The 24,109-nt window shown below is 29.0% G+C and carries 24 protein-coding genes; 20 read left to right on the top strand and 4 right to left on the bottom strand.

The window, feature by feature from the left end:
* Positions 1–49: 49 nt before the first annotated feature.
* The 8 genes from J1C67_RS04670 to cwlD all read left to right on the top strand — a co-directional run bounded on the left by J1C67_RS04670 (position 50) and on the right by cwlD (position 7,330).
* The gene (locus tag J1C67_RS04670) at positions 50–895 is read left to right on the top strand and encodes an energy-coupling factor transporter ATPase (protein WP_089969120.1); all 846 of its coding nucleotides are present in this window, start codon (positions 50–52) and stop codon (positions 893–895) included.
* Positions 880–1,740, top strand: coding sequence for an energy-coupling factor transporter ATPase (locus tag J1C67_RS04665; RefSeq protein WP_089969123.1), 861 nt, complete (start codon positions 880–882; stop codon positions 1,738–1,740). The genes J1C67_RS04670 and J1C67_RS04665 overlap by 16 nt, the downstream gene beginning before the upstream one ends.
* 18 nt (positions 1,741–1,758) lie before the next feature.
* Entirely contained in the window at positions 1,759–2,556 is a 798-nt protein-coding gene (locus J1C67_RS04660; RefSeq protein WP_167866870.1) for an energy-coupling factor transporter transmembrane component T family protein, read from the top strand.
* A gap of 28 nt (positions 2,557–2,584) precedes the next feature.
* Positions 2,585–3,319 carry a tRNA pseudouridine(38-40) synthase TruA gene (truA, locus tag J1C67_RS04655; protein WP_167866871.1) on the top strand — a complete coding sequence of 245 codons (735 nt, stop codon included), beginning with the start codon at positions 2,585–2,587 and terminating at the stop codon, positions 3,317–3,319.
* Positions 3,320–3,480: 161 nt separating this feature from the next.
* Positions 3,481–3,915, top strand: coding sequence for a 50S ribosomal protein L13 (gene rplM, locus J1C67_RS04650; RefSeq protein ID WP_089969132.1), 435 nt, complete (start codon positions 3,481–3,483; stop codon positions 3,913–3,915).
* Positions 3,916–3,941: 26 nt separating this feature from the next.
* Positions 3,942–4,334, top strand: coding sequence for a 30S ribosomal protein S9 (gene rpsI, locus J1C67_RS04645; protein ID WP_089969136.1), 393 nt, complete (start codon positions 3,942–3,944; stop codon positions 4,332–4,334).
* Positions 4,335–4,723: 389 nt separating this feature from the next.
* On the top strand, positions 4,724–6,340 hold the full coding sequence (locus tag J1C67_RS04640) for a Na/Pi cotransporter family protein (RefSeq protein ID WP_089969142.1): 1,617 nt from the start codon (positions 4,724–4,726) through the stop codon (positions 6,338–6,340).
* Between the two features lie 294 nt (positions 6,341–6,634).
* Positions 6,635–7,330, top strand: coding sequence for an N-acetylmuramoyl-L-alanine amidase CwlD (gene cwlD / locus J1C67_RS04635; protein ID WP_089969146.1), 696 nt, complete (start codon positions 6,635–6,637; stop codon positions 7,328–7,330).
* A gap of 396 nt (positions 7,331–7,726) precedes the next feature.
* Here cwlD and J1C67_RS04630 read toward each other — a convergent pair whose 3' ends face one another.
* Positions 7,727–7,918, bottom strand: a complete 192-nt coding sequence (locus J1C67_RS04630) for a hypothetical protein (protein WP_089969150.1) — start codon at positions 7,916–7,918, stop codon at positions 7,727–7,729.
* Between the two features lie 189 nt (positions 7,919–8,107).
* On the opposite strand from J1C67_RS04630, the gene J1C67_RS04625 reads away from it, so the two are divergent.
* Entirely contained in the window at positions 8,108–8,950 is an 843-nt protein-coding gene (locus J1C67_RS04625) for a fumarate hydratase (protein ID WP_167866872.1), read from the top strand.
* Positions 8,951–8,962: 12 nt separating this feature from the next.
* The gene (locus J1C67_RS04620) at positions 8,963–9,520 is read left to right on the top strand and encodes a Fe-S-containing hydro-lyase (protein WP_167866873.1); all 558 of its coding nucleotides are present in this window, start codon (positions 8,963–8,965) and stop codon (positions 9,518–9,520) included.
* A gap of 158 nt (positions 9,521–9,678) precedes the next feature.
* Here the strand turns inward: J1C67_RS04620 and J1C67_RS04615 are convergent, their stop codons facing one another.
* Positions 9,679–10,539, bottom strand: a complete 861-nt coding sequence (locus J1C67_RS04615) for a YitT family protein (RefSeq protein ID WP_207713922.1) — start codon at positions 10,537–10,539, stop codon at positions 9,679–9,681.
* 200 nt (positions 10,540–10,739) lie between these two features.
* Between J1C67_RS04615 and J1C67_RS04610 the strand changes: the two genes are divergently transcribed.
* The 5 genes from J1C67_RS04610 to J1C67_RS04590 all read left to right on the top strand — a co-directional run bounded on the left by J1C67_RS04610 (position 10,740) and on the right by J1C67_RS04590 (position 17,203).
* Complete coding sequence (locus tag J1C67_RS04610) at positions 10,740–11,432, top strand: response regulator transcription factor (RefSeq protein ID WP_089969163.1); 693 nt, start codon at positions 10,740–10,742, stop codon at positions 11,430–11,432.
* A complete protein-coding gene (locus tag J1C67_RS04605; protein ID WP_242873969.1) occupies positions 11,401–13,179 on the top strand; it encodes a sensor histidine kinase in 1,779 nt (592 codons plus the stop codon). Before J1C67_RS04610 ends, J1C67_RS04605 begins: the two co-directional genes overlap by 32 nt.
* 122 nt (positions 13,180–13,301) lie before the next feature.
* A complete protein-coding gene (locus J1C67_RS04600) occupies positions 13,302–13,658 on the top strand; it encodes an arsenate reductase family protein (protein ID WP_167866874.1) in 357 nt (118 codons plus the stop codon).
* A 243-nt stretch (positions 13,659–13,901) separates the two neighbouring features.
* Positions 13,902–16,133, top strand: coding sequence for a ribonucleoside-diphosphate reductase subunit alpha (locus tag J1C67_RS04595; RefSeq protein ID WP_167866875.1), 2,232 nt, complete (start codon positions 13,902–13,904; stop codon positions 16,131–16,133).
* 35 nt (positions 16,134–16,168) lie between these two features.
* A complete protein-coding gene (locus J1C67_RS04590) occupies positions 16,169–17,203 on the top strand; it encodes a ribonucleotide-diphosphate reductase subunit beta (RefSeq protein WP_167866876.1) in 1,035 nt (344 codons plus the stop codon).
* A gap of 134 nt (positions 17,204–17,337) precedes the next feature.
* On the opposite strand, the gene J1C67_RS04585 is transcribed toward J1C67_RS04590, so the two are convergent.
* Positions 17,338–17,637: a hypothetical protein gene (locus J1C67_RS04585; RefSeq protein WP_167866877.1), complete on the bottom strand. Its 300-nt coding sequence runs from the start codon at positions 17,635–17,637 to the stop codon at positions 17,338–17,340.
* Between the two features lie 280 nt (positions 17,638–17,917).
* Between J1C67_RS04585 and ptsP the strand changes: the two genes are divergently transcribed.
* From ptsP to iadA, 5 genes are all read left to right on the top strand, one after another.
* Positions 17,918–19,537 carry a phosphoenolpyruvate--protein phosphotransferase gene (ptsP, locus tag J1C67_RS04580; protein ID WP_089969180.1) on the top strand — a complete coding sequence of 540 codons (1,620 nt, stop codon included), beginning with the start codon at positions 17,918–17,920 and terminating at the stop codon, positions 19,535–19,537.
* Between the two features lie 233 nt (positions 19,538–19,770).
* Positions 19,771–20,307, top strand: coding sequence for a chromate transporter (locus J1C67_RS04575; RefSeq protein WP_089969183.1), 537 nt, complete (start codon positions 19,771–19,773; stop codon positions 20,305–20,307).
* On the top strand, positions 20,308–20,832 hold the full coding sequence (locus tag J1C67_RS04570; protein WP_089969186.1) for a chromate transporter: 525 nt from the start codon (positions 20,308–20,310) through the stop codon (positions 20,830–20,832).
* A 176-nt stretch (positions 20,833–21,008) separates the two neighbouring features.
* A complete protein-coding gene (locus tag J1C67_RS04565; RefSeq protein WP_167866878.1) occupies positions 21,009–22,133 on the top strand; it encodes a tetratricopeptide repeat protein in 1,125 nt (374 codons plus the stop codon).
* A 97-nt stretch (positions 22,134–22,230) separates the two neighbouring features.
* Positions 22,231–23,403, top strand: a complete 1,173-nt coding sequence (gene iadA, locus J1C67_RS04560; RefSeq protein ID WP_167866879.1) for a beta-aspartyl-peptidase — start codon at positions 22,231–22,233, stop codon at positions 23,401–23,403.
* 113 nt (positions 23,404–23,516) lie between these two features.
* Here the strand turns inward: iadA and J1C67_RS04555 are convergent, their stop codons facing one another.
* On the bottom strand, positions 23,517–24,101 hold the full coding sequence (locus J1C67_RS04555) for a cell wall hydrolase (protein ID WP_089969194.1): 585 nt from the start codon (positions 24,099–24,101) through the stop codon (positions 23,517–23,519).
* Between the last annotated feature and the right edge of the window lie 8 nt (positions 24,102–24,109).

Below are 24,109 nucleotides of genomic sequence, written 5' to 3'. Positions count from 1 at the left end.
TATATAGCGTTTAGTAGTTATAAATAATGATAATATATGGAGGTCCTATATGGAAAATTCAATGATTAAATGTGAAAATTTATCATTCAAGTATACGGTTAATGAAGGCGAAGAAGAATTATATGCAGTAAAAGAAGTAAGCCTTAATGTAAAAAAAGGTGAGTTTTTAGTGATATTAGGTCATAATGGATCGGGAAAATCAACAATTGCAAAGCATATGAATGCACTTTTAGTTCCTAGTAGTGGAACTGTTATAGTAGATGGATTAGATACCTCTGATGCTAATAATCTATGGAGTATAAGATCTAAAGCTGGTATGGTTTTTCAAAATCCTGATAATCAAATAGTTGCGACTATTGTAGAAGAAGATGTAGCGTTTGGACCAGAGAACTTAGGCGTAGAACCAAGTGAGATAAGAAAGAGAGTAGATGAAAGTTTGGAAAAAGTTGGTATGAGCGAATATAAAAGACACGCTCCACATCTTTTATCAGGTGGACAAAAGCAGAGGATTGCCATAGCAGGGATACTTGCTATGAAACCAGATTGTATTATTTTTGACGAACCAACAGCCATGTTAGATCCATCGGGTAGAAAAGAAGTTTTAAATAATATAAAAGAGATAAATGAAAAGTATGGTATTACAATTGTATTAATTACCCATTATATGGATGAAGCAGCTAAAGCTGATAGAGTTATTGTTATGGATAAGGGTGAAATAATACTTGAAGGAATACCAAGGGAAGTATTTTCAAAAGTTGAAACTATGAAAAAAATTGGATTAGATGTACCACAAGTTACAGAACTATGCTATGAATTACAGAAAGCTGGTATTGATATTACGACAAAAATTTTAAATGTGGATGAGATGGTGAATGCTTTATGTCAATTAAAATAGAAAATTTAAAATACATATATATGCCTAAATCACCTTTTGAAAAGGTAGCTTTAGATAATGTTAATTTAGAAATTAATAATGGAGAGTTTATAGCTTTAATAGGACATACTGGCTCAGGTAAATCAACATTAATACAACATATGAATGGATTATTAAAACCAAGTAGTGGAAGAATAATCATAGATGATGTAGATATAACAGGAGGAGAAGTTAAACTTTCGGACATAAGAAAAAAGGTTGGATTAGTATTTCAATATCCTGAATATCAATTATTTGAGGAAAGTATTGAAAAAGATATAGAGTTTGGACCAAGAAATCTTGGATTAGAACAAGAGGAAATAACTAAGAGAGTTAAGAAATCAATGGAAATGGTAGGTTTAGATTATGAAACATATAAGGATAAGTCGCCTTTTGATTTAAGTGGTGGAGAAAAACGTAGGGTTGCCATAGCGGGTGTGGTTGCTATGGAGCCTAAGATATTAATATTAGATGAACCTACAGCTGGACTAGATCCAAAAGGTAGAGATGACATTTTAGCTCAAATTAAGACATTACATATAAAATATAAAATGACTATAGTTTTAGTAAGTCATAGCATGGAAGATGTAGGTAAAGTGGCGGAAAGAATTATTGTTATGAGTAAAGGTGGGGTAGTGCTAGAAGGTGTTCCTGCTAAAGTATTTAAGGAAATAGATAAGTTGGAAAGCATAGGGCTGGGAGTTCCACAAGTAACATATTTAATGAGATCATTAAAACAAAAGGGCTTTGATGTTTCGGAAGATATATTTACAGTTGATCAAGGAAGATTAGAATTATTACGAGTACTGAAAGAAAATAGAAAGTAGGGAGGGGGCGTAGAAGCAATGATAAAGGATATAACTATTGGACAATATATACCTGGCGAGACCTTCGTGCATAAATTAGATCCAAGAACAAAAATAGTGTTATCTATATTATTTATAGCTTGTTTATTTATTATTGATAAATTTGTGGGATATTCATTAATTGTAGGTTTTTTATTATTAACTATTTATACATCTAAAATACCACTAAGATACCTGTATAAGGGATTAAAACCAGTGTTTTTTCTAATAGCACTAACAGCAACTTTAAATATCTTTATGATTAAGGGTGGAGAGTTATTGTTTAGCTATGGATTTATAAACATATATGAAGAAGGGGTAAGGATAGCTGTATTTATGGCTTTAAGATTAATATTCTTAATTATGGGCACTTCAGTATTAACACTTACTACTTCACCAATTGAATTAACAGATGGAATAGAAAAGCTATTAAAACCTATAGGTAAAGAGTTAGCTCATGAATTAGCTATGATGATGACTATAGCGTTAAGATTTATACCTACACTTATTGACGAGACTGATAAGATAATGATGGCACAAAAGGCAAGAGGTGCTGACTTTGAGAGTGGTGGAATTATAAAAAAAGCAAAAAGTTTAATCCCATTATTAGTTCCTCTATTTATAAGTTCATTTAGAAGAGCTGATGAGCTTGCTATGGCTATGGAAGCTAGAGGGTATAGAGGCGGAGCTGGAAGAACTAGAATGAAACAATTAATGTTTTCATCAAAAGATATGGTCGCATTTGTTATTTTTTTAATTTTATTAATAGGAAGTATATCAATAAGAGTATTTATATAGAAAATAGTACAGGGCTAAGGTGAAAATTATGAGGAATATTAAATTACTAATAGAATATGATGGTACGAATTACTTTGGTTGGCAAAAGCAAAAACTAGGAACAACGGTACAAGGCACTATAGAAATTGCTATTAAGAAAGTCACCGGGGAAGATGTCAAACTTATAGGTAGCTCAAGAACTGACTCAGGGGTCCATGCTAGAGGTTATGTTGCTAACTTTAAGACTAATAGTAGTATTCCTGGGAATCGCTTTAAAGAAGCTATTAATACAAAACTCCCCGATGATATAGTAATATTGAATTCTTTAGAGGTGATGGAAGAATTCCATGCTAGATATAATTCTAAAGGGAAAACTTATACCTATACTGTACTAAATAGTGAAATACCTAGTGCTATTGGGAGAAGCTACTCATATCATGTTAGAGGTAAGATAAATATAGAAAAAATGACGGAAACCTGTAAATATTTTATAGGAACACATGATTTTAAAGCATTTAAGAGTGATGGGAGCTCTGTAAAGACCACAATAAGAACTATAAGTGACTTACATATAGAAATAAATAAGAATAAAATAAAGTTTTTTATAACAGGGGATGGTTTCTTATATAATATGGTAAGGATAATAGTAGGAACATTATTACAGGTTGGAAGAGGAACGAAATTACCAATAGATATAAAAATGATAATAGACAACCAAGATAGAAAAGGTGCAGGAATGTGCGTGCCAGCTTTAGGGCTTGTGCTTGAAGAGGTTTTTTATTAATTCAAAATAAAAGTAAAAAAAAGTTGACACGCCCGTAAGCGTGTATTATAATAAGCTATGTTAGATTAGTTATGTATATAAGATCCATCAGCTAGGATCTTGATATAAAAGAAGTACTTGAAAAAAAGTAAAGCTTAATGTAAGTTCAAGGAGGAAGAAATATGAAATCATATATTGCAAAAGCAAGTGAAGTTCAAAGAAAATGGTATGTAGTTGATGCTGCTGGTAAACCACTAGGTAGAGTTGCTAGCCAAGTTGCTTCAATTTTAAGAGGTAAGAATAAGCCAACATTTACAACAAATGTTGATTGCGGAGATTTTGTTATAATCATTAACTCAGAAAAGGTTGTTTTAACTGGTAAGAAGTTAGATCAAAAATTAATGAGAAAGCATAGTTTTTATCCAGGTGGATTAAAAGAAACTCCTTACAGAGAAGTATTAATTAGGAAACCTGAATTCGCTTTTGAAGAAGCCGTTAGAAGAATGCTTCCAACAGGTGTTTTAGGAAGAAAAATGCTTACTAAGTTAAAAGTATATAGAGGCGCTGATCATGGTCACGCTGCTCAAAACCCAGAAGTACTTGAATTAAAGTACTAATATACGCTCACGAGGAGGAATAAAAAATGGCAAAAGTTCAATATTTAGGAACTGGAAGAAGAAAACAATCAGTTGCAAGAGTAAGACTTGTACCTGGAAACGGTAAAGTTACTATAAATGACAGAGAAATTGAAAAGTTTTTCGGTTTAGAAACTTTAATAATGATCGTTAATCAACCATTAATGTTAACTGCAACTAAAGATAAATTCGACGTTTTAGTTAATGTTCACGGTGGTGGATTTACAGGTCAAGCTGGAGCTATAAGACACGGAATAACAAGAGCTTTAATCAAATCAGATGAAACTCTTAAAGGTGAATTAAAGAAAGCTGGTTTCGTAACAAGAGACCCAAGAATGAAAGAAAGAAAGAAATATGGTCTTAAAAAGGCTAGAAAAGCATCACAATTCTCAAAGAGATAGTATTGCTTATATATGGGAAAGAGGGAATACCTCTTTCCCATTTTTTTTATATAAAACATATTCAAGAAATAACAAGGCAATATGCTAGTCTATTTTGCGTTACACGTAGTATAATGAAAACACATATAGTAATAATTACTAGAGGGTTTTATCTTCGTATGGACATAAAATATATATCGGCTGTTGATTTGTTATTTTTTTTAATATGTAAATGGAATATAATGAAAAATATGAAAAATTTTAATAATTATTACGTAGAATATGAAGAAAAAGTCCATATTTTGTAGAGTTATATTAAGAATAGGTTAAAAATCAGATAAATTACTTAACAAATGTTAATAAATGATGTAAACTAAGTTTGTAAAAACGACAAACAAAGGAGAGTAACTTTGGAATCATTAATGGTTATTATTAAGTTAATGGGCGGATTAGGTTTATTTATATATGGAATGAAACTCATGGGTGATGGATTAGAGAATGCAGCAGGAGAGGGTCTAAAAAATATACTTGAAAAAGTAACAAAGAATCCTTTAATTGCAGTTTTAGTTGGATCAATAGTAACAGCTATTATTCAAAGCAGTAGCGCTACAACTGTAATGGTGGTAGGATTTGTAAATGCAGGAGTAATGAACTTAACACAAGCGGCTGGGATAATTATGGGGGCTAACATAGGAACCACTGTAACAGCTCAATTAGTAGCATTTAAATTGGATACAATAGCACCCCTTTTCGTTTTCTTTGGAGCATTTATAGTAATGTTCGCTAAGGTAAAGAAAAGAAAGGATATCGGAAATATAATTTTAGGGTTTGGTATATTATTTACAGGAATGGGAATGATGAGTGCCGCTATGAAACCATTAGCAGAAACAGAGGCATTCAAGGGATTACTAGCAACTGTAGGCGATAACATGTTTTTAGGAATTCTTGCTGGAGCTATATTAACAGCAGTTCTTCAAAGTTCATCAGCAACTACTGGGATACTACTTGCGTTAGCAACAACAGGAGTATTGAATATAACACAGGCGCTACCAATAGTATTTGGATGCAATATAGGAACGTGTATTACGGCTATGATTGCAACAATTGGAACAAATAAAACAGCACATAAAGCGGCTATGTTACATTTGATTTTTAATTTAGGTGGTACAATACTATTTATACCAGTTTTAATGAGTGGTATTTTAGGAGAGATAGTTTCGAAAATTAGTCCTGATGATGTAAGTAGACAAATAGCAAATGCACATACAGTATTTAATTTAGTTAATACTGCAGTAATGTTGCCATTAACAGGAGTTTTAATCAAAATTGTTAATAAGATAATTCCAGGGCAAGATGAAGAAGAAGACCGTGGAGTAAAATATATTGATGATAGGTTATTGGAAACACCGGTTATTGCAGCCGGACAAGTTGTAAAAGAGACAATTAGAATGGCTAATAAAGCTAAAAAGGGTTTGAAACTTGCAATGAAAGCCTTTGATAATAATGATATAAAGTTAATAGAAAAGGTTTATGAAAATGAAAAAATAATAAATGATTTAGATGAATCTATAACTACTTATTTGGTAAAATTATCAAAATGCGAGTTGTCCGATAAAGAACAAGGAATAGTATCATCTACATTCCATACAGTTATTGATATTGAAAGAATAGGAGATCATGCAGATAATATTGCTGGATTAGCATCTCAAAAAATTGCTAAGAATTTAGAATATAGTGATGAAGCGATTCAACAATTACATACAATGTATGATAGTACTATTAAAGCCATAGACATAGCTATAGAAAGTTATATTAATAGAGATTTAGAAATGGCGAAAAGCATTCAAGAAGTTGAATCTAATATTGATAGACTTCAAAAAAAATATAGAGAACTCCACATTAAAAGACTTTATGATGGAACATGTAATGCATATGCAGGTGCTATATTCTTAGATGTAATAAGCAATTTTGAAAGAATTGGAGATCATTCAACTAATATAGCGGAAAGCGTTATTGAAAATAATTAGAATATAGAAGCATAAGGAATTTTTAAAAAATAACAAGTCAATATATGTATCAGTGGTTTGTTATTTCTTGAAATGTCTAAAGTATATTTAAATTACTTTGTAGAATTAGGAAATAAGGATATTAACATTTAATTAAATGTTAATATCCTTATTTTAATTTCATAGAATTTAAAAAAAATAACATCGCTAGATAAAAAATAGCGTCTAATATATATAAATAAGAGTTAATTCGGAATAATAAAAGTATAAAGAAACATAATAAATAAGATAAGAATAATTTATGGAGGGTAAAATATGAGAAAACTAAGAGTAATTTCTATATTAATGATATTTTTTATAGTATGTACGGTGCCAGTGAAGGCTACTATAAACGAAAGTGAACAAAAGGTAATATTGATTGACCCAGGCCATGGTGGATTTGATGGTGGAGCTAAATCTAAACAAGGAACTATTGAAAAAGGAATAAATTTAGAAATTAGTAAAAAACTAAAAGTTAATTTAGAAAGTAAGGGTTATAAGGTTGTGATGACGAGAGAGGCAGATGATGGATTATATAGCAAAGGAACAACAATTAGAGAAAAGAAGAGAGAGGATCTAAAGAAAAGATGTGAAATGAAAAAGGAAACTAATTGTGATATATTTATTTCTATTCATCAAAATATGTTTGCCCAAAGTAAATGTTACGGAGCTCAAGTTTGGCATGCATCAAATGAAAAAAGCTCTATACTAGCTAAAAATATACAAGATTCTCTAAAAGAAAAAGTAGAGGATAATAATAAAAGAGTTGCAAAATCAGCGGGTGATGCTTATCTTATATTAAGAGATAAGTATGAAGGTGCATCAGTGTTAGTTGAATGTGGGTTTTTATCAAATCCTGAAGAAGAAGCGAAGTTAAAGACCGAAGATCATCAGAATAGATTAGTAGAAGGATTATCTTTAGGCATAGATAGGTATTTTCAGGGATTAGACAATATAAATACTAATCAGTAATATTTCCTAGGAAATTTGTTGAAAGGTTAGAAATGGAAGGAGCATTATTAGAAACTCTATAGAATAAAAATAGAATCAATGTAGATTAATATAATAATATGTCTATTTAATAGGAAATTGTTAACTTTTGAAGATCATTAAAGTTACAGTCATTTATTTGAATATGAATTAGGAAGCATAAAGAAAATAACACGTCAAAGATTAAGATGATATTTTAGGCTAGGAGAAGAACAATAACATGCTCATAATCAGTTTATGTAAAGGTTGTGATATATCGTAGCGCAAAATAAATCGGAATCTGATAAGTTATCTTTTGAAGCTTCCTTAATGAGTGTAATTTCAACTTTTAATATTTTAAAGAGATTATTAGGATAGTTATACATAATAGGCGAAATATTAATCATTTACTAATATATCGGAAATACCATCATTATAGTTTGGAGAAACATTAATACTGTTTTGTGGTATTTTAGGTATTTTATATCTTTTATATAAGATTAATGCATTATAGGTAATTAGAATTATTAGTACTGTTATTAAAGAGTAAATTATAAAATTAGCTAGGGTATAAAGTTTTTTATTATTCATAGGTGACCTCCTAATTATATCTTATTAAATTATAATAAGTAAAATCTAATAATATGATTATTTATTTACAAAGCATTGTAAATAGTGTGAAAGAATAATAAAATTAACTTATTAAAGTGCTTTTAAAAATAATAGACTGTAAATTGACCTATTATTTTTGGGAAGTGCCTAATACTAGGAGTGATTGATATGAGAGAAATTAATGTTGAAGTAATAACAGATGCTGTAAAGAATTTATGTATAAACTCAAACTACTTTTTATCAAATGATATAAAAAGTGCATTACTAAAATCAAAAGAAGAAGAAACCTGGGATTTAGCAAAGGATATATTAGATAAAATTATAATTAATTCGGATATAGCCAAAAGAGAACAAATGCCTATGTGCCAGGATACGGGTATGGCTTGTGTATTCATAGAAGTTGGACAAGAGGTACATATAGTTGGTGGATTATTAGAGGATGCTATAAATGAAGGCGTAAGAAGAGGATATGAGGATGGATTATTAAGAAAATCTGTAGTTAAAGATCCTATAGATAGGGTTAATACTAAAGATAATACTCCTGCTGTTATATATTATGATATTGTTGCTGGTAATAATATTAAGATAACAGTTGCACCTAAAGGCTTCGGATCAGAAAATATGAGTAAAATAAAAATGTTAAAACCTGCAGATGGAATAGAAGGGGTAAAACAATTTATTATAGAGACTGTTAAGGAAGCTGGACCTAACCCTTGTCCACCTATGGTTATAGGAGTAGGAATAGGGGGAACATTTGATAAGGCTGCATATTTATCTAAGAAGGCTCTAATTAGACCTATTGATGAAGGTAGTACGATTAATTTTTATAAAGAATTAGAAATTGAACTTTTAGATACTATAAACAAATTAGGAATAGGACCTCAAGGATTTGGGGGTAAAACAACAGCGATTGGATTAAATATAGAAACTTATCCAACCCATATTGCGGGGTTGCCTGTAGCTGTTAATATAAGTTGTCATGCTACAAGGCATAAAGAGATAGTACTATAGGGGGACTTTAATATGGAAAAAAGAATAAATACACCATTAACGGAGGAGAAGGTTTTAGGGCTAAAGGCTGGGGATAATATTTTGCTTTCAGGTACAATATATTCAGCCAGAGATGCGGCTCATAAGAGATTAATAGATTTGATTAATGAAGGAAAGGAATTGCCTTTTAATATAGATGGAGAGATTATTTATTATGTTGGACCAAGCCCTGCAAAGCCAGGTGAAGTAATTGGATCTGCGGGTCCAACTACAAGCTATAGAATGGATCCATATACTAAAGCTCTTTTAGATTTAGGGTTAAAAGGAATGATTGGAAAGGGTGCTAGAAGTGAAGAAGTTATAGAAGCTATAAAAATAAATAAAAGTATTTACTTTGGAGCAATAGGAGGAGCTGCTGCGCTTATTGCAAAAAGTATAGTTAAGTCTGAAATAATAGCTTATGAAGATTTAGGATCAGAAGCAATAAGAAAGATGGAGGTTAAAGATTTACCTTTAATTGTAGTTATAGATTCAAAAGGAAATAATCTTTATAAAATAGGTCAAGAAGCTTATCTTAATACGGTTAAGTAAGTAAATTAAGATAATAAAAAAGGTTTTATCATTAAGAGGACCAAAAAAATAGACTAGAATATGACTAGTTATTTTTTGAAGCCCTCTAATAAAGATGATAAAACCTTTTTTTACTTTAATTAAAGAATATAAGTTTTTAATTATTGATTTGTTATTTTTTAAATATGGCGGAAGCCTTTTCCGTTTACCTCTGATACATCTATTATAGTAATAAAGGCTTTAGGATCAATTTTTAAAAGTTTAAGTTTTACATGAATCATTTGGGAAGAAGTAACAGCACAATAAAGCATTTTTTTTCTATTATGTGTATATTCTCCTTCGGCGATTAAAGAAGTAACCCCTCGGTGCATATCTTTAATAATATAATTAATCATGTCTTGTTCTTTTTCAGTTAAAATTAGCAAAAGCTTTTTGCTATTAAATCCATTAAGGACCCTATCAACTACAACACTCTGAAGAAATATAGATATAAATGTATATAGTGCTTTAGGAAGTCCAAAGATTATAGCTCCTATAAGAACTATTATACAGTTTATGCCAAAGCTAACCTTACCTATTTCAAAGTTAGGATACTTTTTTCTGATTACCATTGTAATAATATCTACACCGCCTGTAGAACCATTTCTTAAAAATACTAACCCATATCCAAGTCCACATAAAACACCACCGTATATACAGTAAACTAGTATATCATCTATTTTTATAAGCTGCGATAATGGTTTAGTAATAATTAATGAAAGTGATAGAGATATCATTCCAATAGCAGAATATAAAGTGAACCTTTTATTTAACCTTTTATAGCTTATAAGGAATAATGGTAAATTAATTATAAATACTGTAATACCAGAAGAAATATTAGCAGTATATTGTAAAATTAGTGCAACGCCTGTAGCACCTCCGCTTAGTAATTTAGCATTAGTTAAAAAGAGATTTACCCCAAGAGATGCAATTAAGCAGCCTAGGAAAATAATTATAAAATCTAAGAGAACTGTTTTATTTTGTCTAATCTTTAGTATCATAAATTTACTCCTTGAATTAATCTTTTATATAGTACACAATGATTATATATTAAAACGAATAAAAAGTTAATAAAAAAATTAACTTAATAAAATTGTAATTTTTATAAATTAGAAAAATTTATAATTATAAGTTATGATAAATATAGAGGAAATATTATAAGAAAATGAACAATTTAAAAACATAAATATGAGGTGAAAATATGTTTAATGTACTTGTAGTCGATGATGAAAGAGAAATAAGAGATGCTATTGAAATATATTTACGTGGAGAGGGAATGAAAGTTTATAAAGCCAAGGATGGAATAGAGGCTTTAGAGATATTAGATATGGAGAAGATACATTTAGTTGTTTTAGATATAATGATGCCAAGATTAGATGGGATAAAGACATGCTTGAAAATAAGAGAAAAAAGAAATATGCCAATAATAATGCTGTCAGCTAAAACTGATGATGGTGATAAAATATTAGGGCTTAATGTTGGTGCAGATGATTATTTATCTAAGCCGTTTAACCATTTAGAACTTGTAGCAAGAGTAAAGTCACAACTGAGAAGATATGATAAGCCTTTAGATATAGAAACTGATGAGGATATTATACAAGTTAAAGATTTAATAATTAATAGTAAAGAAAGAGTAATAATACTTAGAGGTGAAGAGGTTAAAACGACGGCAACAGAATTTAAAATACTTCATTTATTAGCTTCAAACTTAGGTAAAGTATTTTCAATTAAAGAGCTATATGAAAAAGTTTGGGATGAACCTTTTTATAGAAGTGAAAATACAGTTACAGTTCATATAAGAAGAATAAGAGAAAAAATTGAAATTAACACAAAAGAACCTGAATATATAAAGGTGGTATGGGGTGTTGGTTATAAAATTGAAAGAGATAATTAAAAGATATTTAAGAGGAATATGGGGAATTGAAATATTAGTCTTAGTTATTTTAATAGGTTTTTTAACTATTAGTTATGTTAAAGAGTTTAATAGGCAGAATACACCAGGGGTTTTTGATTCTTTATTTAATGAACAAAAATTTATAAAAGACACTATTTATAGTGAAACTGAAGAAATTGCAAACATGATTTATTATTTATCAAATAATCTTAAATATATAGAAGATTATGATGTAGATAAAAAAATTGAAGCTAAAGTGTATGGAGAAAGTTTGAAAAATACATATAAATATGCAATATTAAATAAAACTACAGGCAATATAATAACAAGCGATTATGGACTTGAAGAATTTTATGGACCTAATTATGGCTTAATAGATTCAGAAGATGTATTAAGATATTTAAAAAATAGAGGATTCGCAAATATCATGATTGATAATGTAGACACTTTTAATTCCTATATAAATAGTGATATTAAGTATGTCGAAAAAGAAGGGTTGTCTAATTATGAAGAGTTTTATTACACATATCCAGAAGGCTATAAAGAGTTAATTAGAGAAAAGGCTATTACTGCAAAATTAATGATAGTAACAACAATAATAAGTATATTATTATTTTTTAAATTGTTAATTAATATTGTTACAAATGGAAAAGAAGTTAATTTGAAAATAAATACAGTACATAGACTTTTCTATGTACTAAGATATGGATTTAAGTATAAATACACTAGAAATAAACTTGTAACAGCTATTGTTGCAGCTTTTATAGTTATAGTATCCTACTTATATTTAGTAGCATCTATTAGGAATCAAAATTTATTATTAACACTTCTAACTAGATACCCCTTTAAAGGAACATTATTTATAGTTCTAATACCTTTATTATGCATTGTTTATACTGTTAAAAAAACTTTAGATATAGCTATGATAAATGAAGGTCTCAAAAAGCTAAATGATGGAAATTTAGATTATGATATAGATGATATAGGACAAAAGGAAGTAAAGGAATTAGTAGATAATATAAATCAGATTAAAGATGGCTATAAAATAGCAGTTAATGAGAAAGTTAAGAATGAAAAATTAAAAACTGAATTAATATCAAATGTATCACATGATTTAAAAACTCCTTTAACTTCAATAATAAACTATGTAAATATACTTAAGGATCCTAACATTACTGAAGATGAAAGATTAGATTATTTAGATATACTTGAAAAGAAATCTTTGAAACTTAAGGGATTAATAGAAGATTTATTTGAAGTATCAAAATTAAATAGTGGGAAAATGATATTAAATAAAAGTGATGTGGACATAATAGCATTAGTGCATCAGGGTGTTGGGGAATATAGCAGCCTATATGAAGAAAAAAATATTGAATTTAAGGTGTCATCTAAAGAGGATGAATTAGTTATTAACTTAGATGGAAAGCTGATGTCTAGAGTGTTTGAAAATATAATAATAAATGCGCTTAAATATTCTTTAGATAATACAAGAGTTTATATAAATATTACAAATAAGGATAATGAGCTTGAAATTGATTTTAAAAATATATCAAATTATGAGATGAATTTTAATGAAGAAGAGATTTTTGAAAGATTTGAAAGAGCGGATCAATCAAGAAATTCAGCTGTTGAAGGATCTGGTATAGGGCTTGCAATAGCTAGAAGTATAGTTGAACTTCATAATGGAAATATTAAAATAGATGTAGAAGGTGATATGTTTAAACTATATATAAAAATTCCTAAGTAATTGTAAAATAAATAATAGGTTTAAATATTGAAAAAGGGAATAGATATGTTATAATAATTCTTAACTAATAACTATTAGGGTTAATATTTTTTTAGTGTCATTATAAAAGAAAGGAAGGTATTATGAGTATAGTTTTTATAGAATACCCTAAGTGTACAACTTGCATAAAAGCAAAGAAATTTTTAGAATATAATAAATTAGAGTTTACAGATAGACACATAGTAGAAAATAAACCTACTAAAGATGAGTTAAGAGAATGGTTAATTAAGAGTGGCTTAAATATAAATAAGTTTTTTAATACATCCGGAAAGCTATATAGAGAAATGGAATTAAAAGATAAAGTTAAGGTTTTAGATCAAGAAGAACTTTTAGAAATATTATCTACAGATGGAATGTTAGTTAAGAGACCTATTATAGTAACTGATGAAGTAGTTTTAGTTGGTTTCAAGGAAGAGCAATGGGTTGAAAAATTAAAATAATATGTATTTTTAAAAATATGAGAGTAAAACAATAAATATTAAAAGAATATAAAAGTCAACGGATAAAAATTATTAATAACCATAGAAAAAGGACGTATAATTGCATATACCTCCTTTTTTCTTTGGTTCTATTGGTTTTTTATATTTTACAAATAAAAAAATAAAAATTATAATAGGCTATATATTGTGTAAATAAATATAAAAAATAAAAAAATATACTACATATAGTGAGAAGGGGTTAACATGACTTATTTAAAAGCAATTTGTACTTTGGCAATTAAAGATATAAGAGATGAAGATGGAACTTATCAAGAAGAGAAGCTTATAAAAGCTATGGACCACATTATTAGACCTAATATGACAGAGTCTGAAATAAGAGATTGCTTAATTCAGGTATCATTAGAACTAACTTCAGATATGGAACCATCATGGCAATATGCAGCTTCAAGATTATATGTTTATAAGTTATATGATGAGGTAATGAGAGATAGAAAATTAGAAAATCAAGAAAATCCTTATGATAATTTATATGAATTTATTGTTGAACTAACGGAAAAAGGTTTATATGGTAAGTACATATTGGAGAACTATACAAAAGAAGAAATTTTAGAATTACAAAAAGAAATCAAACCAGAAAGAGATTTCTTATTTACATACAGTGGAATAAATCTTTTGGCGAAAAGATATTTAATACAAGATTTTACTAGAAATCCATTAGAGCTTCCTCAACAAATGTTTATGGGAATAGCTATGCACTTAGCAATACCAGAGAAAAAGGAAAATAGATTAAATTGGGTTAAGAGATTTTATGATGTTTTAAGTTCATTAAAAGCCACAATGGCAACACCAACAATGTCGAATGCTAGAAAACCATTTTATCAATTAAGTTCATGCTTTATAGATACTGTAGATGATAGTTTAAAAGGAATATATAAATCACTTGATAACTTTGCAGAAGTATCAAAATTTGGTGGAGGAATGGGCATTTATATTGGTAAAATAAGAGCTCTACATTCTGCTATAAGAGGGTTTGAAGGGGCATCAGGTGGAGTGATTCCATGGGTTAAGTTGTTTAATGATACAGCAGTAGCCGTTGATCAATTAGGAGTTAGGAATGGATCTGTTGCTATATGGATAGATGCATGGCATAAGGATTTGCCAGAATTTTTACAGCTTAAAACTAATAATGGAGACGATAGAAAGAAAGCTCATGATGTTTTCCCAGGGTTATGTTACCCAGACCTATTTTGGAAGTTAGCTGAAAATGATATTGATGCTAACTGGTATATGATGTGTCCACATGAAATTAGACTGGCTAAGGGATATTCATTAGAAGATTTTTATGGAGAAGAGTGGGAAAATAAATATTATGAATGTGTAGAAGATGATAGAATTGAAAAAAGATCTATGTGTGTTAAGGATTTAGTAAGATTAATTATAAAAAGTGCAGCAGAAACGGGAACGCCATTTGCCTTTTATAGAGATACAGTAAATAAAATGAATCCTAATAAACATAAGGGCATGATTTATTCATCTAACTTATGTACAGAAATTATGCAGAACATGAGCCCTATGGAGATCCAAAAATCAGAAATAGTAGATAAAAACGGCGATACAATTATAGTTGAAAAGACTAAAGCTGGAGATTTTGTAGTTTGTAATCTTTCATCAGTAGTTCTTGGTAATGTTGATGTTAAAAATGATGAAGAACTTGCATATGTTGTTGAAACTCAAGTTAGAGCTATGGATAATGTAATAGATTTAAATTACTACTCAGTACCATTTGCAGAAGTGACTAATAAAAAATACAGAGCAATAGGGCTTGGAACTAGTGGATATCATCATATGCTTGCAAATAATTTCATTCACTGGACAGCAGAGGAACATTTAGAGTTTGCTGATAAGATTTATGAAAGAATAAATTATCATGCAATAAAAGCTAGTATGAAGATAGCCAAAGAAAAAGAATCTTATAAATGTTTTGAAGGATCAGATTGGAACACTGGTGAGTATTTCACTTTAAGAGGATATGATTCAGATGAGTGGAATGAGTTAAGAGAACAAATTAATACTTATGGTATGAGAAACGGATACCTTATGGCAGTCGCTCCAAATGGATCAACAGCAACAATAGCAGGGACTTCAGAAGGTGTAGATCCAGTAATGGCAAGATTCTGGCTTGAAGAAAAGAAGGGAAGTATAATACCTAAAACAGCTCCGGATTTAAATGAAGATAATTATTGGTATTATAATTCAGCTTATAATATAGACCAAAATTGGTGTGTAAAAATTAATGGAATAAGACAAAGACATATAGATCAAGGACAATCATTTAATTTATATATAACAACAGATTATACAATGAGACAAATTATGAATTTATATATAGAAGCATGTAAGTGCGGGGTTAAATCAATATATTATGTACGTTCAAAATCTTTAGAAATAAGTGAATGCGAAAGCTGCTCAGCTTAGGGACAGGAAATAAGATAGAAGAGGAGTGAATATATATGTCAATAACTAAAAAACCACTTTTTAATGAATTCGGAGATACAGAAGTTTCTAAAAAGAAGATTATAAATGGAAATACTACTAATCTTAATGATTTTAATAATATGAAATATAATTGGGTTTCAGATTGGTACAGACAGTCCATGAATAACTTTTGGATACCAGAAGAAATAAATTTATCACAAGATTTAAAAGATTATCAAAAGCTTAGTAAAGAAGAAAGAACTGCTTATGATAAGATACTATCATTTTTAATATTTTTAGATTCTATTCAAACTGCAAATTTAGCTAATATAAATAATTATATAACAGCAAGTGAAGTTAATTTATGTTTAACAATTCAATCATTTCAAGAAGCTGTTCATTCACAAAGTTATAGTTATATGCTAGATACAATTTGTTCACCAGAAAAAAGAAATGAAATATTGTATCAATGGAAAAATGATAAAGTACTTTTAGAAAGAAATAAATTTATTGGAGATTTATACAATGAATTTTTAGAAAAACCAACAGGAAATAATCTTCTTAAAACTATAATGGCAAACTATATTTTAGAAGGGATATATTTTTATTCAGGGTTTATGTTCTTCTACAATTTAGAGAGAAATGGGAAGATGCCAGGATCGGCTCAGGAAATTAGATATATAAATAGAGATGAAAATACTCATCTTTGGTTATTTAGAAATATATTAAAAGAATTAAGACAAGAAGAACCAGAGCTGTTTACAGAAGAAGTGTTAGCAGATCTTAGAGGTATGATGAAAACAGGTGTTGAAAATGAAATAGCCTGGGGACATTATGTTATAGGTGATAGCATACAAGGCATAAATAAAAAATTAATAGAAGATTATATTAAGTATTTAGGAAATTTAAGATTAAAAGCAATTGGAATAGAACCATTATATGATGGTTATGAGGAAAATCCGGCAGCGTGGGTTGATGCTCTTGCAGATGCAAACTCAGTTAAAACAGATTTCTTTGAAGCAAAGTCAACAGCTTATGCAAAATCTGGCGCGTTGATAGATGACTTATAAGGAATCTGAAAAAATAACAAGCCAAGGTGGATTTAGAGGGGATTGTTATTTTTTGAGTATGATTAAATAGAAAAAGGCATTTAAACATGAAGTAAACTTATGTTTAAATGCCTTTTTGAATTTTTAATTATAATTTAATAATTAAATTTAATTACAATTTCTTTTATTTCACCTTTAGAATTTTTTCTTGTTTTAAAATCTTTGATGTCTGGAAAACCATTTTCTAATTGGTGAGTTAATTCGTTAATAGTAGCCTTAGCTTTTTTTGAAATATCATTATCTTCTACAATAACAAATCTTTCTTTTTTAGTTGTAATTTCATTAAGGTGATCATCGATAACAACAAAATAGTTAGCGCCCTCTTCAATTACTGGATATTCAGTTCCAATACAAAGACTAGAACAACGAGTATCATTTATACATTTTACTAACATAGTAAACCTCCTAAAATAACGTAATAAAAAATATTTTAATTACTTAATATGATTTTACCATACCACATAAATGGTAGAAAATATATTGTGAGTTATGACGAAAAATTAAAAAAATAAAGAATAGTTCAAAAAAACATTATTTATATTAACATATATAAAAAATATGTTATAATACATTGTAGTTAAAATAAAATAAATTAAGTAGTTTAGTATTTCTATTAAGCTTTAAACTATTTTATAGTAAAGCTTTTATGGTCATTATTAAGGAGGAATCTTATAAATGAAAAAAGGTATAGCTGCATCCAAAGGATATGCAATTGGTAAAGTATTATTACAAAAACATGAGGAAATTATTATAACAGATTCAAAGATAAAAGATGTAGAGGCTGAAAAAGCTGTTCTACAAAATGCACTAGATGCATCAAAAGAGCAATTACAAAAAATAAAAGCTAAAGCAGTTGAATCAATGGGACAAGAAAAGGCTGAAGTTTTTGAAGCACATATTACATTATTAGATGATCCAGAATTCACTGGTGGAATGATGTTAGAAATAGAATCAAATAGCATAAATTCATTAAAAGCTGTTGATAACATAACAAATACATTTGTTATGATATTTGAAGCAATGGAAAATACATACATGAGAGAAAGAGCGGCTGATATAAAAGACGTTTCTAAAAGAATAATAGCGAACTTAGCAGGAAAAGGCGGAGAAGATTTAGGAATAACTGAAGAAAATACTATAGTTGTTGCCGAAGATTTAACTCCATCAGATACTGCACAATTAGATAGAACTAAGGTTGTTGCCTTTTTAACAAATATCGGAGGAAGAACTTCACATTCAGCTATAATGGCTAGAACATTAGAAATTCCTGCAATCGTTGGATTAAAAGATATAACAACTTCAGTAAAAACAGGAGATTCAATAATAGTTGATGGTATTGAAGGTATATGCATAATAAACCCAGATCAATCAGTAATTGATGAATATATGGCGAAAAAAGAAATTTTTATTGCAAAAGAAGAAGAATTAAAGAAACTTATAGGTGTTAAGACTAAGACTAAGTCAGGTAAGAGAATAGAAGTCTGTGGTAACATAGGTCAACCAGAAGATGTTGATAATGTATTAGCTTACGGTGGAGACGGTGTTGGGCTATTTAGAACAGAATTCCTATACATGGATAGAGAAAGTGCTCCAACAGAAGAAGAGCAATATAACTCATATAAATATGTATTAGAAAAAACAGAAGGTAAACAAGTTGTTATAAGAACACTTGATATTGGTGGAGATAAGACTCTTCCATATTTACCATTACCAGAAGAAATGAATCCGTTCTTAGGATATAGAGCTATAAGATTATGTTTAGATAGAAAAGATATATTCAGAGTTCAAATTAGAGCATTATTAAGAGCGTCTATTCATGGAAACTTAGCGGTAATGTTCCCAATGATTTCAGGCCTTGAAGAATTCCAGGCTGCAAAAGAATTTGTTGAAGAATGTAAGGTTGAATTAAAAGCTGAAGGAATAGCTTATTCAGATACTATACAATGGGGTATCATGGTTGAAATTCCAGCAGCAGCAGTTTGTGCTGATGAATTAGCTAAGCATGTTGACTTTTTCTCAATAGGAACTAATGATTTAATCCAATACACATTAGCTGCAGACAGAATGAGTGAAAAGGTAGCATACCTTTATAACCCAATGCATCCAGCAGTATTAAGATTAATCAAGATGACTATTGATGGAGCTCACAAACATGGTAAATGGGTAGGAATGTGCGGAGAAATGGCTGGAGATGAAGCAGCTATCGCAACATTAGTTGAATATGGTTTAGATGAGTTCTCAATGAGTGCTACATCAATCTTAACAGCTAAGAAAATAATAATAGAACAAAAATAATTTAAATATAAAATGCCTAGATTTAGTATTACTAAATCTAGGCATTTATTTTTTTGAAGATCTTTTAGAAAAATGAAAGGAAATAACAGTAAAAGATTCTTTATATGAGATTAGAATATAATTGTTGTGTTATTATTAAAATAATAAAACCTAATAAGTTTAGGTATTAAAGAAACTAAGCAAGGTGAGATTTTTATGTTTTAAGATGACTTATATAAGAGAGGAGGGATAGTATGAGTAAATTAATAGAGATGTTTAGAGTGTTTTTTAAAATAGGAGCTTTTACTTTTGGTGGAGGTTATGCAATGATCCCTTTAATTGAGGAAGAGGTTGTAATTAATAAAAAGTGGATTGAAAAGCAAGAGTTTATGGATATATTAGTTGTATCCCAAAGCTTGCCGGGGGCTTTAGCTATAAATTGTTCTGTTTTTTTAGGATATAAAATTGCAGGATTTTTAGGTGCGATTATAGCACTGCTCGCAGTAATAATACCTTCATTTTTAATAATAATAGTTATAGCTGCATTCTTTATGCAATTTAGAGATAATTATTATGTAAATGCAGCATTTAAAGGAATAACAGCAGCAGTACCTATGCTTGTTCTAATAGGAGCAATTAGTTTAGGAAAAGGTCTCGAAAAGAATATGAGAACAGCAATAACTATAATATTAGCTTTTATTGCATTAGTTATTTTCCATATACATCCTATTTTAGTTATAATAATATCAGCAATATATGGAATAATATTTTTAAAAAAGAAGGTGGGATAATTGGATATAATATTTAAGCTGTTTTTTTCATTTTTAAAAATAGGGGCATTTAGTTTTGGTGGTGGATATGCTATGTTACCTTTTATACAAAGAGAAATAGTAACAACTAATAATTGGATTTCTATGCCTGAGTTTATGGATATTATAGGAATATCACAAATGACGCCAGGACCAATAGCAATTAACTCAGCTACTTTTGTAGGCTATAAAATACAGGGCGTATGTGGAAGTTTAGCAGCAACTTTAGGAGTTATTACAACTTCGTTTATATTAGTATCTATAATAAGTAAAGTATTAGCAAAATTTAAAAATTCCGTTGTAGTTAAATCTGCATTACTTGGAATGCGACCTGTATTAATAGCATTAATATTATCTGCATTCTTAGGGCTTGCAAAAGAATCTTATTTAGATTTTAAAAGTATAGTAATAACAATTATAATAGGTGGATTGTTATTAACTAAAAAGGTACATCCTATTTTAGTAATTGTAATAGCAGCAATACTAGGTGTTATATTCTATATTTAGTTTGTTATAATTATAAAATAAAAGAAAAACTAGCGAAATAATGTTAAAATTAACATTAGGAAAATATTTTAATATATCTTATTTGAAGTTTCTTTAAAAAATTACTGGTGAATAGGGTAGACTATTAAAATTTTCTAAATTACTAAACTTTAGATGAAAAGGACTGAATAATAGATATGAGTAAAGATATGAAAAGTGATTACGAAAAGGCTTTAAAGTTATATCATAAAGGTGAATTAAAAAAATCATTAGAATGTTGTGAACAAGGGATTTCTAAAAATCTTAAAAATAATTCAGTATTAAACCTAAAAGGGTTAATACTTTATTTAAAGGGGGATTTAGAAGGCGCAATTACAGTTTGGAAAATTAATAAAGATTTTAATGAGGATGAAATGTCTAAAACTTACATAAGAGATGCAGAAAATGATAGTGAGAGACAAAAAGAATTTGAAAAAGCTAGAATTTTAATTAAGGATCTACACATTAAAGAGGCTATTGAAAGCTTAAATATATGTAGAGAGAGCGATTTTAATTCAATTCAGGTAAATAATGCATTAGCTTTATGTGAATTTAAAAAAGGTGAATATGATAAAAGTAGGGGTTATATAAACAAATCTTTAGCAATAAATAAAGGTGACATAAATACTCTTGCTATAAAAAAACAGTTAGATGAATTTACAGAAACTAAAAATGTTAAAAAAATAGTAATACCAATATTATTAATTTGTATTATTATTTCTTCAGTGATAATAATGGTTAATTTAAAAGGAAAAGATGACAAAATATCTAATTCTAACAATAATATAATTAATGATAAAGAGGTAGAACAAAAGGCTATAGATAAGGTAGAGGCTGATATAAGCGAAGTTGGAAAAAAAGATGAATCAAAGGCTACTGAGGAAACCATAGAAGAAGTAAAATCTTTTAGTTCAGAGGAAATTGAAGAATATTATATTAGAGCAAGTACATATTTTGCAGACGGTAATTATGCAGAAGCTAGGAAGAATTTAGATAAAGTTATTAAGCAATCAGTTGGCAATTATTTAAATGATGATATATTATTTTTACTTGCATCTACATATGAAAAATTAGAAGATATAAATAATTCTATAAAATATTTTGAAGAGTATATAAGTTTATATGAAAAGGGGAATTATATACAAGAGGTATATTATAAATTAGCATTGCAATATAAAAGTATAAACATAGAAAAAAGTAAACAATATGCAAATAAGCTAAGAGATAATTATCCAGAATCTATTTATAACAATAATAATATAGATTCTATCTTGGTAAATTAGTCTAGGTATTTGAAAAAATTACAAGTCAAGATGCAAAATAAACTAGCAGATTGGCTTGTTATTTTTTTTAGATGCCTTAAATAGGATGTGATTTTTAATGATAACTGTTATTAAAGGTGTTAAGGTGTATTCACCAAAGTATGAAGGTATTAAGGATGTAGTGATAGTTTCTGATAAAATAGAAGGACTATATGAAAATGTTGATGTTTCTAATACATTTATTCCTATAAATATTATAGAAGGTAAAGGCCGATTGCTATTTCCAGGATTTATAGACTCTCATGTTCACATAAATGGAGGTGGAGGTGAAGGTGGGTTTAAGACAAGAACACCTGAAATAAAATTTTCCGGATTAACAAAAGCAGGAATAACAACTGTTGTAGGTTGTATAGGGACTGATGGTGTTTGTAGAGATATGAGGAGCTTAATAGCTAAAGCAAATGCTTTAGAAGAAGAGGGAATAACTACTTATTGCTATACTGGTTCTTATGAAATACCTGTAAAAACTATAACAGATAGCATTAAGGGTGATTTAATGATGGTTGATAAGATAATAGGCGTTGGAGAAATAGCTTTATCTGATCATAGAAGTTCACAAGCTACCCTTAATGAATTTATAAACGTTGTAGCACAAGCAAGAGTTGGCGGTTTACTATCGGGAAAAGCTGGGATAGTTAATGTGCACTTAGGAGATGGAGCAAGAAGGCTTGAATATCTATTTTCTACAATTGAGGAAACTGAAATACCAGGAGCACAATTACTACCAACTCATATAAATAGAAGTAAAAAGCTATTTAGTGTTGGCATAGATTATGCTAAAAAGGGTGGGTTTATAGATTTAACAACTAGTTCAGATCCTAAATATTTAGAACCAGAAGAGATAAGAGCAAGCGAAGGGCTTAAGAAATTATTAGACAGTGGAGTAGAAATAAGCCATATAACTTTTTCATCAGATGGGAATGGTAGCATGCCAGTATTTGATAATAATGGACATTTAGTTGGACTTGGAATATGCTCTGTTAAAAGTCTTTATGAAGAAGTTAAAGAAAGTATAAAGAAATATAATGTAGATATTGAGGAAGCATTAAAGGTGATTACATCAAATGTTGCAAGTGTTTTAAAACTTAGAAATAAGGGATCAATAGAAAGAGGTAGAGATGCAGATTTTGTTTTAGTTAATGCAGATACTTTAGAGATAGATAAAGTAATAGCTATGGGCAAATTAGTTGTTGATAAGGGTGAAGCCATAGTTAAGGGAACCTTTGAATAATGAGAATTAAAGGTCATAAAAAAAGCCGATCTAAGGAGCTTTAAAAAGATAATAGACTAATTTAATAGTCTATTATCTTTTTTTAGAGCTCTAATTAGATTGGCTTTTTAAAATTAAACTTTGAAAAATAAATGTTGCCCTATCGAGCGACTATCGGTTTTTTTAATATCATGCATCCATGAGCAAGTTGCGATAGTCGGGTTATAGAAGAATAGAGCTTCGTTTGTTGGGTCATTACCTTTTATAGCTTCATAAACAGCATTAAAGCACTCCTGATTTGGAGTAACTGTTATTTTGCCATCTAAAACACATGAAAAAGCATTAGTTTGAAAAACTACATCTTTTACTGTACTTGGAAAGGCAGGATCTAAAACCCGGTTTAAAATTACAGATGCAACGGCAACCTTACCTTCATAAGGTTCACCTTTACTTTCTGCAAAAACAATTTGAGATATTAAATATACATCTTCTTCAGTTAAATAAATCATTTTGTCGTTGTGGTTAAACACTTCAACAGTGCTACCGTCAGTAATATCTATAAATGTAGTATTATAATCTTTTTTTGCATTATCAGAATCTTGAGTAGATACAAGGCATGCTGTAGTAGTACCTTGTAATTCTAATGCAGAAACTTCAATGATTTCTCCTGAAAAAGAAAGGGTTAATAAAAAAATAAATAGAAAATTTAAATATTTCATAAATAACC

The organism is Clostridium gasigenes, assembly GCF_017348895.1.
Classification (GTDB): Bacteria; Bacillota; Clostridia; order Clostridiales; family Clostridiaceae; genus Clostridium; species Clostridium gasigenes.
Note: the sequence above shows the minus strand (reverse complement) of the source record. Positions and strands in the feature narration are given on the sequence as shown.